This is a genomic window from Micromonospora sp. NPDC052213, assembly GCF_040679695.1.
In the GTDB taxonomy this organism is placed as follows: domain Bacteria; phylum Actinomycetota; class Actinomycetes; order Mycobacteriales; family Micromonosporaceae; genus Micromonospora.
The window spans coordinates 1-12,876 of the sequence record NZ_JBFAVI010000024.1 but is presented as its reverse complement, the minus strand read 5'-3'; the positions used below and the strand labels follow the sequence as shown (position 1 = coordinate 12,876).

General features: G+C 76.9%; 14 protein-coding genes. All 14 read right to left on the bottom strand.

Features of this window, described 5'->3' with window-relative positions:
• Positions 1-17 precede the first annotated feature (17 nt).
• The 14 genes from AB0L34_RS09085 to AB0L34_RS09020 all read right to left on the bottom strand — a co-directional run bounded on the left by AB0L34_RS09085 (position 18) and on the right by AB0L34_RS09020 (position 12,757).
• Positions 18-476, bottom strand: a complete 459-nt coding sequence (locus tag AB0L34_RS09085; protein ID WP_363703249.1) for a hypothetical protein — start codon at positions 474-476, stop codon at positions 18-20.
• Complete coding sequence (locus AB0L34_RS09080) at positions 473-1,402, bottom strand: hypothetical protein (RefSeq protein WP_363703247.1); 930 nt, start codon at positions 1,400-1,402, stop codon at positions 473-475. The genes AB0L34_RS09085 and AB0L34_RS09080 overlap by 4 nt, the downstream gene beginning before the upstream one ends.
• Positions 1,399-1,914, bottom strand: a complete 516-nt coding sequence (locus AB0L34_RS09075) for a phage tail protein (RefSeq protein WP_363703245.1) — start codon at positions 1,912-1,914, stop codon at positions 1,399-1,401. Before AB0L34_RS09075 ends, AB0L34_RS09080 begins: the two co-directional genes overlap by 4 nt.
• Positions 1,895-4,489 (bottom strand): putative baseplate assembly protein, encoded by a 2,595-nt coding sequence (locus AB0L34_RS09070; RefSeq protein WP_363703243.1) that lies wholly within the window; start codon positions 4,487-4,489, stop codon positions 1,895-1,897. Before AB0L34_RS09070 ends, AB0L34_RS09075 begins: the two co-directional genes overlap by 20 nt.
• Positions 4,486-4,986, bottom strand: a complete 501-nt coding sequence (locus AB0L34_RS09065) for a GPW/gp25 family protein (protein ID WP_363703241.1) — start codon at positions 4,984-4,986, stop codon at positions 4,486-4,488. Before AB0L34_RS09065 ends, AB0L34_RS09070 begins: the two co-directional genes overlap by 4 nt.
• Positions 4,983-5,321 (bottom strand): hypothetical protein, encoded by a 339-nt coding sequence (locus AB0L34_RS09060; protein ID WP_363703239.1) that lies wholly within the window; start codon positions 5,319-5,321, stop codon positions 4,983-4,985. Before AB0L34_RS09060 ends, AB0L34_RS09065 begins: the two co-directional genes overlap by 4 nt.
• Positions 5,321-6,910: a contractile injection system protein, VgrG/Pvc8 family gene (locus AB0L34_RS09055; RefSeq protein ID WP_363703237.1), complete on the bottom strand. Its 1,590-nt coding sequence runs from the start codon at positions 6,908-6,910 to the stop codon at positions 5,321-5,323. The genes AB0L34_RS09060 and AB0L34_RS09055 overlap by 1 nt, the downstream gene beginning before the upstream one ends.
• Entirely contained in the window at positions 6,907-7,650 is a 744-nt protein-coding gene (locus AB0L34_RS09050) for a hypothetical protein (RefSeq protein WP_363703235.1), read from the bottom strand. Before AB0L34_RS09050 ends, AB0L34_RS09055 begins: the two co-directional genes overlap by 4 nt.
• Complete coding sequence (locus AB0L34_RS09045; RefSeq protein WP_363703233.1) at positions 7,650-7,835, bottom strand: hypothetical protein; 186 nt, start codon at positions 7,833-7,835, stop codon at positions 7,650-7,652. The genes AB0L34_RS09050 and AB0L34_RS09045 overlap by 1 nt, the downstream gene beginning before the upstream one ends.
• A 1,447-nt stretch (positions 7,836-9,282) precedes the next feature.
• Positions 9,283-9,765 (bottom strand): phage tail protein, encoded by a 483-nt coding sequence (locus AB0L34_RS09040; RefSeq protein ID WP_350707380.1) that lies wholly within the window; start codon positions 9,763-9,765, stop codon positions 9,283-9,285.
• A gap of 1 nt (position 9,766) precedes the next feature.
• Complete coding sequence (locus AB0L34_RS09035; RefSeq protein ID WP_363703231.1) at positions 9,767-11,044, bottom strand: phage tail sheath subtilisin-like domain-containing protein; 1,278 nt, start codon at positions 11,042-11,044, stop codon at positions 9,767-9,769.
• A 56-nt stretch (positions 11,045-11,100) separates the two neighbouring features.
• A complete protein-coding gene (locus AB0L34_RS09030; protein WP_363703229.1) occupies positions 11,101-11,796 on the bottom strand; it encodes a carboxypeptidase-like regulatory domain-containing protein in 696 nt (231 codons plus the stop codon).
• Entirely contained in the window at positions 11,793-12,401 is a 609-nt protein-coding gene (locus AB0L34_RS09025) for a glycine zipper family protein (RefSeq protein ID WP_363703227.1), read from the bottom strand. The genes AB0L34_RS09030 and AB0L34_RS09025 overlap by 4 nt, the downstream gene beginning before the upstream one ends.
• 11 nt (positions 12,402-12,412) lie before the next feature.
• A complete protein-coding gene (locus AB0L34_RS09020) occupies positions 12,413-12,757 on the bottom strand; it encodes a hypothetical protein (protein ID WP_350681930.1) in 345 nt (114 codons plus the stop codon).
• Positions 12,758-12,876 lie beyond the last annotated feature (119 nt).

The following is a 12,876-nucleotide window of genomic DNA, read 5'->3' as shown; positions in this document are numbered from 1 at the left end:
TCGGGCCTCCGATGGGGTCAGGACGTGGTGACCGTGACGGCGCAGCCGCCGACGCCGGGGCAGCTCAGCAGCACGTCGGTGGCGCGGTCGACGGCGATCCGGGCGACCGCCCCGGTGCCGTCGGCGGCCGGCGTGACCTCGTCGCGGACGGTGAACTCGGCGTCCCCGGGTGCCGGCGCCTCCACCGTGAACGGGGCCGCGCTGCGCAGGACCAGCGTCCGCAGCCCGCCCGGGTCGGCCACGCGCAGCACGCAGGTGCCGGTGAAGGCCAGCCGGCCGGCCTCGGCGCAGTCGGCCCGTACCGTCGCCGGGTCCACCGCGGCGCGCTCGCCGCCGAGCCGGCCGAGCCGCTCCACCAGCCCGGAGGGGGCGCCCGGGTCGCCGGTGTCGTCCCGGCCGGCGCCGACGGCGACCGCGAACAGCGCCACGAGCAGCACGCCCAGTCCCGCGAGCAGCGCCTTCTGCCCGCCGCTCATCGGGCGTCGGACGGCGCGGGGACCTCGGTGAACCGGATCGCGTCCACGCCGGCGAAGTAGCGGTCCGTGCCCTGGGTCTTGCCGACCACGACGAGCGTGACCCGGTGCGGCCCCCGGGTCAGCGCGACCGTGCCGACGTCGACCCAGTCCGTCTTCCGCACCTCGGGGGTGAAGCCGAGGAACGCGCCGCCGACCTGGGTGCCGTCGATGGTGAAGACCGTGTTGGCGTAGTCGAACGAGGTGGTGCGGACGGCGGCGAACCGCCAGGTGCCGTCGGCGGGGATCTCCACCGTCACGCTCACCTGGTCGCCGATCGCGCGGCCCTGGAAGAACAGCTGGGCGTCCTCCGACCAGGTCACCCCGCAGCAGTTGGGCTGGACCTCCACCGCCACCGACGAGCCCGTCGGCGGCCCCAGCACCGCGCCGGCCACCAGGCTCTCCGCCTCGACGGTGACCACCCGCGGCTCGCCCGGCGCAGGTTCCCCGTCGCGGGCCAGCAGCCAGACCACCGCCGCGCCGACGACGAGGACCAGCGCCGCCGCGGCGGCGATCCACGGCCACGGCGTACGCCGGGGCGGGGCGGCCGCCCGGACCTCGTAGGTGACCCGCCCGCTGGAGCGGGAACTCTCCTCCGGCGCGGTGTTCGCCGAGTACGCGAACCCGGTCATGTCGTAGCGCCGGGGCGCGGTGCCCGGCGGCACGGTCAGCCGGACCAGGAAGGAGACGGAGCCCTGCCCGGGCACCACCCGCTGCGGTTCGGTGACGGTGAACCAGGACCGCTGCGAGCCCTCGCCGGGTGCCACGTCGAAGACGACGGTGTCTGGGGCCGCGTCCGGGTTGGAGACGGTGAACGTCAGCTCGCCGGTGTTGCGGGCGTCCAGGGTGAACTGCTCGGCGGCGGCGACGACCGCCCACTCGGTGGTCATGGTGGCTCCTCTGCGACGACGATCTCGGCGGTGGTCGACGCGGGCTTCTCCGCCTCGACGATGCGGGTGATCACGGCGAGCTGCCCGGCCGCGGCCGGCGGCACGGTGACCACGACGTGGAACGGCCGGTCCCGGGGCTCGTCGATGGCGAAGCCGCCCGTCCCGGTGGCCACCTCCAGGGCCCTCCGCAGGCCGTACGGGGTGCCGCGCCAGCGGGCCAGCAGCGCGCCGTGGGACACCAGGTCCCGCAGCCGCCCCAGCGGCAGCGGCGGCGGGGCGTCCGGCCGGGGCGAGGCGACCACGTGGTCCATCGCCACCCAGCGGGCCAGGTAGGCGACCATCCCGTCCGGGGCCCGGTACGGGTCGAACAGCGCGTCGACGTCGGCGAGCACCGCCTCGTCCGGGGCGTGCAGCGCCTCCATGACGTCCAGCAGCGCCCACAGCACGCTGCCCGGCACGCAGGCCCGCTGGTACGCCGCGGGCAGCAGCCGCTCAATCGCCGCGCGTCGCATCCTGCCGCACCACCTCGATGTCGTGCTCGCCGGAGCAGAGCAGCCACGTGTCGGGGACGGTCACCACGTCGGCGGTGGCCTGGTTGGCGCTGGCCGCCCAGTCGACCGCGTCGGTGCTGCGGTGCACCCCGCGTTCGCCGCCGGCCAGGATCAGCCGGTCCGGGCCACCGGTCGCGGCGACGGCGTCCACCGGCACGAACCGGGTGCGGTCCCGCAGCGGCAGCCCGCAGTTGACCGACACCGGCGCCCACTGCGGCGCGGCGGCGAGGGTGTCCAGCCGCAGCACCCCGCCGCTCTGCGTCGCCGCGACCGCGAGCGGCCCGGAGAACGCGAGGTCCCGGCAGGTGCCGCCGATCCAGCCGGACTGCACCGCCTGCCACTGCACGTCGGACTCGAACAGCCGGGCCCGGCGGCAGCCCTGCCCGGGCTTCTTCGGGTCCGGCTCGCCCGCGCCGCTCCACAGCAGGGTGGCCGGGCCGTCGTACTGGACGGCGAGCACGCGGTTGTCGACGTTGGCCAGCCCGACGTGGGCGAAGCTGCCCGGGCGGCCGGCCTGGGTGGACAGGTAGACCCCGAACCCGGCCTGCGCGGCCACCGCCACGCCCGGCGCGCCCCGCTCGGAGACGAACGCGCGGACGGCGTAGAAGCCCCGGTCGGCGTCGCCGGGGTCGACCAGGATCTGCAACGGCACCGCGCCGGGCAGCAGGGAGACCTCGTACAGGCCGGTGTCGGTGGCGACCAGCAGCGCGCCCGCGCCGTCCCGGTCGATCCAGGCCAGGTCGGACACCCGCGAGTCCAGGTCGGTCAGCAGCGACCACGTCTCGCCGAGGTCGGTGCTCAGGTGCACCCGGGACCCGCCGTCGGCGCGGACGGTGGCGACCGCCACCGAGCCGGGCCGGGGCACGATGCCGGGGCGCACCGGGGCGGGGGCGGGCGTCACCCGCAGCACCGTCTCGCCGTCGGCGAACCGGCCGGCCGGCTCCCAGCCGGCGCCCGCGTTGGTGGAGCGGAACAGCACCGGACCGCGCCCGGCGTACCAGGTCCGCGGCTGGTACTGGTCCACGGCGAGGGTACGCACCTGGGCGTCGGGCACCTCGTCGACGACGAACCGGACCGACTCGACGTAGCGCACCCCCGGCTCGGCATGCTCCAGCAGCCGGTACACGTTGGACGCGCGCAGCGGCTCGCCGAACGCCCAGCCGGCCGGGTTGAGCGGGGTCGGCAGCGGGCTGAGCGTGGAGTGCAGCCGGTCGTGGATGCGCCGCCGGACCGCCTCGACGTCCTCCTCCCGGCGCACCACCACCCGGGCGCGGACCGACACCGCCTTGTAGCGGGCCCAGGTCGCCCGGCAGGAGGTGCCCAGGGCGCGGCGGCGCTCCAGGTCCGCCTCGACCCGGGCCCGGGCCTGGTCCACCTCGTGCTCCCGCAGCACCGCCACCGGCAGCCGCCCACCCGGCCGGGCCGCCTCCGGCACGTACGGCACCAGCACCACCTCCACCTCGCCGGGCCGGGCGAAGCTGTAGACGGCGGCGCGGGTGAAGGCCCGCGCCCGGGCCACGGCCCCGGAGCCGGTGGCGAGCACCTCGAAGTCCCGCGCGGTGACCGCCCGCTGCTGGGCGAAGAACTCGTACGGGCCGCGCAGCAGCGCCGACTCCATGGACTCCGTCTCCCGCCCGCCGGCCGCCGGCGCGGGGTTGTCGACGCGGACCCCGGGCAGCGGGTCGCGCAGGCTGGTCAGCGTGCCGGCCGCCACGTTGCCCGCCGGCCCACCGCCGGCCCGGTACCACAGCCGCACCTGCCGCCCGGCCGGCGGCACGGCGGCGACGGTCACCGGACCCTTCGCCGGGTCGGCGGGGTCGCGCAGGTCCAGGGCGGGGGCGAAGGTGACCGTGCCGGAGCAGCGGTCGACCAGGTAGACCCTGTCCTGCGGGCCGAGCCCGGCGAAGCTGTCCACCGGCCGCCAGATCTCGAACGTGCGGCCGTCGTGCTCCCGCGCGGCGGCGCCCAGCTCCACCGTCCCGGCCGGCACCTCGACGCCGAGCAGCAGGTCCAGCGGCTCGGCGGTGCGCGCCAGCGGCGCCCGGGCGGCGCGCAGCACCTGACCGGGCTGGCCGGTGCCCACCCCGAGCAGTTCCGCCTCCACCGGCTCGCAGTGGTGCATCCGGACGGTGACCTCGTCCTGCCCGGCCGGCAGCAGCGCCGGCTCGGTGGTGACGAAGACGACCGGCCGGGGGTCGGCCCCGCGCGCGGCGGCCACCCGGGTGCCGGCCGGGATCCGGACCGGCCCGCGGTCGCCGCCGGACCGGGTGAACCGGACGTCCGCCCAGGCCACCGTCGGGGCGTGCCGGGTCACCCCGAGCAGGTTCAGGAACGCCACGTACGCCTTCTCGGGCAACTGGTTGAGCCGGTAGATCATCACCTCGGTGAGGTGCGCGAACGCCTCCAGCAGCGCGATGCCCGGGTCGTGCGCGGACAGGTCGGTCCAGCCCGGGCAGGACTGCCGGATCCGCTCCCGGGCCTCGGTGACGAGGTCCAGGAAGGCGCGGTCGTCCAGGTGCGGCACGGGCAGGGTCATGACGTTTCTCCCTCCGGCGGCACCCGGCCGGGCGGTGGCGGGCCGCCGGCCGGGCGGTGACCGGCGTCGGCGGCGTCCCGCTCCGGGTCGTCGGCGGGCAGCAGGTCGACGGAGAACACCAACTGCCCCGGCGCGAGGCTCGCCCGGATCCGGTAGTCGAGCCGGATTACCAGCCGCCACGGGTCGTCGGGGTCGGGGCCGGCGTCGACGTCGAGGACCTCCACCCGGGGCTCCCACCGGGCGACAGCCGCCCGGACGTAGTGGATGGCCAGCCCGGCGGTGGTGTCGTCGTTCGGCGCGAAGACGAGGCGGTGCAGCCGGGAGCCGTACCCGGGACGCATCAGCCGCTCGCCCGGGGTCGTGGACAGCAGCAGGAACAACGCCTGGCGTACGGTCTCGTCGCCCTCGGTCATGGCGAGGCCGCCGGCGGCGGTCAGCGCGAGCCCGCCGCCCCGCCCGGGCTCGAAGCCGGCGCCGACGAACCGGAAGGCCCTCACCGGTCCGCCCCCAGGAAGCCCTGCCGGGGGTCGCGTACCCGGTGGTGCACCAGGCCGGGCGGGGTGCCGTCGGTGAACCCGTCGAGGTGGGACAGGACCACCCGACGGCCGGCGACGCGCACCCAGTCGCTGTAGCCGACCCGCACCCGCAGGGTCCTCCCGCACGGCTTGATCGTCGGCCCGTAGTTCGGGCAGGCGGTGATCTCCCGGCCCTCCGGGTCGTCGTCCACCAGCACCGGCACGCCGGCGACGGTCACCCAGTCCTGCGAGGCCCGGTTGCCGACCCGCCCGTCGTGGTCGCACCTGATCACCGAGTCGCGGTGGATCCAGCGCATCAGCCGCCTCCTTCGTGGTGGGCGCGGGCCAGCGTCCGGGCCCGCTGCGCGGCGGTCGCCGGGTCCTCGGCCGCCTCCGCGTGCAGGAAGTCCACGCTGCGGGCGCGCACGACCATGGCCCGGCCGGGCGCGGAGAGCACCAGGTCGGTCGCGGCGTGCAGGGTGGCCAGTTCGGGGGTCAGCTCCAGCCAGCTGCCGCCCTCGGTGGCCAGCCGCAGGCTCCGCGCGGCGTCGTCGACCACGATCGACTGGCCGCGCGCCGTCCGCAGCGACCAGCGCCGCGCCCGCCCGTCGTCGACCCCCGCGTCGTACGCGCCGGCGGCGCCGAACAGCGCGCCGAGCACGATCCCGGACGCCGGCTCGCCCCCGGGCAGCACCACCAGCACGGCGTCCTCGGGGTCGGGCAGCGCCACGAGGCCCTTGCCGGGGCCGGCACCCGGGCAGAGCACGGCCAGCCACCCGGCGTCGAGCCCCCCGTACGCGGGCAGCTCGACCCGGGCCCGGCCCAGCTCCTCGGGGTCGGCCACGTCGGTGACCCGGCCGAGGGTGACCACGGCCGGGGCGGGCGGCCCGGCCGGCGGGGCCGGGGGAGGGGCGGTGGAGAACCGGCTCAGCTGGCCGGCGGCGTCGACGGTGTGTACCACCTCGGTCAGCACGTACGTCCCCTCGACGGTGGCGGGCACGCCGGTGAGCGCGATCCGCCGGCCGGGCCGCAGCGCGGGGTCGACGTCGGCCACTCCCTCGGCGGTGACCAGGGCGGCGACCCGCGCGTCCAGCCGCGCCTGGGCGAGCGCGGCCAACTCGTCGTCGCCCCGCCCGGGCTGGTCCACGGCGGTCCGTACGCCCTCCGCGCCCACGTCTGCCGGGTCGGGGTCGGCGACGATCCGCCGGCCGCTGCGGGCCGTGCCCACCTGCTGGCTGATCGGCTCGGCCCGCTGCGGGTGCCAGCCCAGCGCGCTGCTCTCCCCGCCGGCCGTGTCGAGGTTGGTCGACAGCCGCAGCGAGTGCAGCCCCCGGCCCAGCTCCAGGCCGACCGGCTCGCCGTGGCCCTCCAGGGTCAGCAGACGCAGCCGGTCACCGTCGGCGACCACGTGCAGGCCGGCCCGCCCGGTCACCTCCCGCAGCAGCTCCAGGTCGCTGTGCCGGTGCTGCGACAGCCGCTCCAGCCGGGGGCCGTCGGCCTCGGCGTGCACGGTCAGCCCGACGTCCCCGCACAGCTCGCGGGCCAGGTCGGCGGCGGTCACCGCCTCGAACACCCGCAGCCGCTGCCGCCGGCGCAGCCGGTGCAGCGCGTCGTACGCCCGCACCCGCAGCAGCGCCACGCCGTCGGCCGCGTACTCGACCTCGACGCAGGTGACCTCGCCGGCGAAGAGGGCGTCGGGATGACCGTCCAGGCGTAGCTCCAGGCTCGCCCCGGTGCGCACCGGCGGGGTGAGCGCGGCGGTGCCGGGCGCGGTGGTCAGCGCCACCTCGCACTGCGTCGGTCGGTCGAGCCGGGCCGCCACCCGGGCCGACACCAGCCGGCGGGCCGCCCCGTCCGGCAGCGGAGCCCCGTCGAGCAGCACGGCGAGCGCGCGCGGGGCGGTCACGGCGCACCCGCCGGGTGGGCGGCCGGGGCCGGCTGCGGCGGCACCGCCAGCGGCGTACCGGGTGGCACGGTGAGCGGGTCGGTGATCCGGTTGTGCTCGGCCAGCAGCCGCCACCGCAGCGGCGAGCCGAGCGCGTCGTGGGCGAGCAGGTCGAAGCGTACGCCCGAGTGGTCGGGCCCGGTCGCGCCGTCGCCGGCGGCCACCACGGCGCTGCCCGGCGCGGCGGTCGGGGTGCTCGCCGCGGCGAGTTCCTCCGCGAAGCCCTCCCGCGCCCGGTCGGCGTCCTCGGCGACCCGGACCAGCTTCAGCCGCAGCCAGGACCGGTGCGGCGAGCCGGTCGCGGTGAACGCGTCGAAGCGCTCGGCCACCGCGACGACGACGCCCGGCACGTTCCAGGTCTTGCCCCAGACCAGCCGCACCAGCGGCGGCCGGAGCCAGCCGTGCTCGGTGGCGGAGTTCTCGGCGAGCATCCACAGCGGGCGGGTGAGTGCCCGCACGTCGGTCGGTCGGACCTGACCCTCGGCGAAGTCCACGTCGAACAGCAGGTCCAGCACCAGTTCGGTGCGGCCCCCGCCGGTGAAGACCAGCGGGTCGTCGGCGAGCCCGGCCCCGGTGAGCTGCCTGCCCGCGGCGCCCCGGTGGCGCACTCCGGCCAGCCGGGTCACCTGCACCGTCTCCGGGTTGAGCAGGCAGTCCACCCGCTCGCCGGTGGCGTCGATGAGGAAGGCGACCCGTTCCATCAGCCACCCGCCTGTTCCCGGTCCAGCCGGCGGACGCGCTCGTCGTCGAGGGCGGGCGGGGGCACCGTCCACAGCGGCCGGTCGTCCGGCAGCGTCGGCCACGGCCCGTCGACCCGCTCCGACCCGCCGGCGCGCGCTGGTCCCGCACCGTCGGCGTCGGGCAGTGCCGGCCAGGGCGCGGTCACGTCCGGCCGCTGGTGCGGACGCCCGGGTGCGGGTCCTGGCCGGTCGGCGCCCGGGCATCCCGTCCCGCCGCACGCCCCCGCTCCTGTTCCCGCCCCCGTTCGTGCGTCCGCTGCCGCTCCTGCTCCCGTCCCCGCTCGGGCCGCGCCGGGCCCGGCCGGTGGGTCCGCCCACGCCCCGCCCAGTCCGCCCGGCCACGTCAACCCCGCCCCGGTCGCGTCTCCGGACGCCGCAGGTCCTGGTACGTGACGGCTTCTCCAGCGCCCGTTCCGTACCAGGATCTCGGGCGACAGTTCGTCCGCGTCGCCTGACCGGGCGGTGCGAGGGTGGGACGGAGCGGCGTGCGCAGCCGTCGTGCGGTCAGGCGCGTCCGATCGCGGGTAGCCGGGCGGTGCCGTGTCCGTGGCGTTCGGCAGGGGCCGGCTTCCTGACGTTTCCGCCGCGCCCGAGGCGCGCCGGGCCGGCGTCACGCCCGCCGCGCCCCACGTCGTCTCCCGGTCGGGTGCCGCGCCCGCCGGGCCGTGGGCGTCCCGGTCGCCGGCCGACCACCGGCCCGTGCTGCCGACGGCGGGGCTGGTGGCGGCCGGTGTGCCGGGGTGCGTCACGGCCCCGCGCGGGGGAACCGCCGGCCGGAGCACGGGCCGGTCGGCCACCGCCGACGGTCGGCCGACCGATCCACCCCCTGGCCCACCTGCCCGGCCGCCGGTTGCCGACGGGTCTCCCGGCCAGCCCTGCCCGCTCGACGGGACGCCTCCGCCCGGCCAGGCGCCTCCGATCGGCCGTCGGCCGCCGCCCCGCCAACTGCCTTCTGCCGGCCGGGCGTCCTCGTCCCGGCGGCCCGACGTCGACGGGTACGGGCGGGTCACGGTAGCCCGCGTCGATCCCCACCCGGGTCCGGCGGCGGGCGGTCGTGGACCGGCCGTCCAGGGCGGTCCGTCGCCCGGCGGATCGTCAGCGGGGCGAGTCGCGCGGTGGCCCGCGCCGGCCGGGCGGCTCGCGCCGTGGTCGGCGTCAACGGGGCGGCTCGGGCCGTGGTCCGGTCCAACGGGGCGGCTCGGGCCGTGGTCCGGCCAGACGGTGCGGCTCGGGCCGTGGTCGGCGTCGACGGGCGGCGGGGGAGCGGGGCCGGTCGGGCCGAGGTCCAGGTCGAGGTCGCGCAGCAGGCCGGGGGCGTGCGCGGACACCACCCGCAGCCAGTGCTCCGGGGGCTGGCCGGGCCGGCGTGCCGGCGCCGCCGTCCCCGTCGCCGCGGCCGGCGGTCGGCCGGGCGGGGACCGGTCCTCAGCCGGGGACCGGTCCTCGGGCGGGGACGGCGGGCCGGATGCGAGCAGGCGGGTGAGCTGGTCGCGCTCGGTGGGGGTGGGCGGGGCGGCCGGTCCGGCGGAGTCGACCAGCCGGGCCAGTTCGTCGACCGCCGTGGCCGTCGCGCGCAGCCGGGCGGCCAGCCAGCTACGCGGTGGTCGGCGCGGCGGCACCGCCGGTCTCCAGTTCCAGGCTCTCGTACCGCAGGGTGAGCGCCGCGATCGCCAGCTCCTGGCCGAGGGTGTTCAGGTGGGCGCCACGCCACCTCGTCGGCCAGGCGTTGATCAGGTTCCAGCGCAGCACCTCCGCCGTGCCGGCCGCGTCCAGCAGCACGATCGAGACGTTGCGCCGGCTCACCGTGCCCCGGGCCACCGCGTACGTCCAGTCCCACAGCTCCCGGGAGGCGGTGAGCCCGAAGTGCAGGGTCACCGGCGCGTACTCCACCTGGCCGGGGACCATCCGGATGCGGTCGTTGCCCTGTTCCCGGTACGGCACGCCGGGAATGGTCATCTCCAGGCCGCTGACCTCGGTGAAGTGGCCGTTGGTCACGCCGTTGACGAGGAGCTTGAAGTTGTAGGCCCGGTACGGGTCGACCGGGGCGCCCGGCTGCGGGGTGGCGGTGGTCGGCATGTCAGCCTCCGATCGTCTCGGTCTCGGCGCCGCCGGCCCACTGGCTCAGCTTGAAGACCACGAACTCCGCCGGCTTGACCACCGCGATGCCGATGTGGGCGACGACCATGCCCGCGTCGCGGACGTCCGCCGGGTTGGTCTCCTCGTCGCACTTGACGAAGAACGCCTCCTCGGGCGTACGCCCCAGCAGCGCGCCGTCGCGCCAGACCCGGGTCAGGAAGGCGCCGATGTCGCGGCGGATGGACCGCCAGAGGGTGAAGTCGTTCGGCTCGAAGACCATCCACCGGGTGCCGTTGGCGATCGCCTGCTCGATGGCGATGCAGAGCCGGCGGACGTTGAGGTAGCGCCATTCGCTGGCCTCGGCGGCGAGGGTGCGGGCGCCCCAGACCCGGATGCCCTCGCCCGGGAAGTAGCGGATCACGTTGACGCCCTTGGGGTTGAGCACGTCGTGCTCGGGCCGGGTGACCAGGTGGGCGAGGTCGACGGCGCCGCGTACGGGCTCGTTGGCCGGCGCCTTGTGCACCCCGCGCAGGGCGTCCGTGCGGGCCCAGATGCCGGCCATGTGCCCGCTCGGCGGGGTGAGCACCAGCTCGCCGCTGAGCGGGTCGCGTACCCGCAGCCAGGGATGGTAGAGCGCGCCGAAGTCGGACTGCCGGGGCCGGCACGCCGTCGGCGCCTCGTCCTCCGACGCGGACCCGCCGGAGCCGGACCCCGGGCCGCCGGAGCCCGCCGAGCCGGACCCACCGGATCCGCCGGAGCCCTCGGCCGGCTTGGGCGGCTTGCCGGTGGACGGCGTCGCCACCCTGGTCAGCGCCGAGATGTCCGTGACGTCCGGGGGCGGGTCGCAGATCGCCACCATCGTGCGGGTCCGCTCCGCCATGCTGAGCAGCGCCTCGTGCGAGACCGGGTCGTGGAAGCCGGGTGCGGCCAGGATGGAGACCTCGTCGACGGCCTCCAACAGTTGCAGGCCGCCGCGCCGCTTCCCGGTGCCGGTGATCTCGCCGTCCGCGCCGACGTTGACGACCCAGCAGCGGCTGCCGCCGTTGTCGAGGAAGCCGAAGACGGCCCGGGCCAGCGGGGTGCTCTCCAGGCGGTCCCCGTCGGCGTAGAGCCGCAGGAACTCCGTCCAGTTGTTGACCGCGACGGCTCTGCCGAGCTGCGCGGCGGGGTCCGGGGCGACCCCGACGAAGGCGGCCGTGCTGGTGCTGGCCGGTCCGATCGGGCGGGCGCCGCCGGGGACCTCCTCGACGTAGATGCCGGGCGAGAAGTAGGTGGGCATCGGTCCTCCCGGTGCGGTTCGCGGCCGGCGGCGCGGGACGTCCGCCGGAACGGGGGTCAGCGGGGCGGGGGTGCGCAGACGATGACGATGTCGGGCTCGGTCGGGTCGACCTCGGCGGTGAGGACCCGCCCCCGGCCGGTGAGCCGCAGCCGTACCGGACCGGGGCGGTCGGGGTCGTGCGGCACCCCGGCGACGCGGAACCGGCCGGCGGGGTCGGTCGTGGTGGCGCACGCCGTGCCGACGACCTCGATCCGCACGGCCGCGAGGGGCTGCTGCTCGGGCCCGACCACGCGGCCGTCGAAGGCCAGCATCTCCAGCTGCCGCAGCCGCAGCGGCCGCAGCACCGGCGGCGCCGGCGGCGTCGGGTGGGCGACCTGGGCCGGCACGTCGATGAGCAGGGCCGGGCGGGGTCCGGTGCCGAACGCCGCCCAGAGCCGCGGGTCGCCGGCCTCCAGCACGACGGCGCGCTCCCCGCCGGCGGTCGCGGCGGCGAGCACCCGGTCCAACCCGGGCAGCGCCGCCGGCCCGCCGGCGCAGAGCAGGTAGCGGACGGTGAAGCGGTACGGCTCGCGGCCGCCGCTGCCCCGGGTCTGCCGGGCCGGGCGCAGCTCCATGGGCCAGAGCGTGAGCCGGGCGGGGTCGTCGTCGGGGCGCGGCGGACCGACCGGGACGGCTTCCCCCGCCGCCCCGGCCAGCCAGGCGGCCAGTTCGGCGGTGGCCGTCTCGATCGGGCCGCGCCCCGGCGTGGTCATCGCGGCGGCGTCCCCTGGACGCGGTACGCGATGGCCTCGTTCCACACGTGCGGGTAGACGCCGATCTCGAAGTACCGGGTGAATCGGTTGATGGGTGCGTTGGTGTGGTCGTGGTAGAGCAGCCAGACCGGGGCGATGGTGAACAGCACGTAGTTGGCGAGCACCAGCGGGATGTAGAGCGGGCCGAGGACGCGCGCCTGGAGGATGTGCACGTCCTCGTGCCGCTGGATGCCGGGCCCGGAGCCGGCGCAGACCGTGCCGATGGTGGTGGCGTACCGGGGGGAGACGCCCTCGACCACGTTGACCCGGCAGCTGTGCTGGGAGGTGGGCCGGTCCAGCGAGTGACCGACGAGCACGTGCGCGGCCAGGTAGACCGCGCCGACGACGGTGTTGAGCAGGCTCCAGGTGTGGTCGACGACGAACAGGAGGACGCCCTTCGGGTCCGGGCCGTAGACCCGGGCCGAGGCGACCGCCCAGCCGAAGATCCCGCCGACGAGCAGGCCGGCGACCGCGCCGATGAGCAGCCCGACGGTGCCGCCGGCCAGTTGGCCGAGGACCGCGCCGGTGACCACGTGTGCGACGGTGCTGAGGATTCCGTAGATCATGACGGCTCACCTCATACCCAGGAGCGGAGGATGCGGGGCTCGCGTCCCTGCGCGAGCTGGGTCGGCGACGCCTGGGTCGCCTGCCGGTTGCCGGGCGGGAGCTGGTTGATGCCCAGCGCGGCGGAGAAGATGACCAGCCCGTTGAAGAACGCGATGATCCACTTCTCGGCGCCGGCGTCCGTGGCGAACGCCGCGGTGAGGTAGGACAGCGCGAGCGCGATGCCCAGCGCGATCCACTTGCGGGCCTTGTCGCCGCTCGGGCCGATCAGCCCGCCGATGACGTTGGTGGCGAGCAGCGTCGCGGCGCTCGCGCCGGTGAGGCTGCCCAGGGCGGCCCAGGTGAAGAGATCGTTCATCGCCGATCTCCCTTCGGTTGTGCGGTGGTGCGACCGGGGTGTGGTGGTGGTGAGGCCGGCGGCTCCGGGGAGTCTCCGACGGGCCCGGTCCGCCGCCGGCGGGCGGCGGGCGGGAGGGG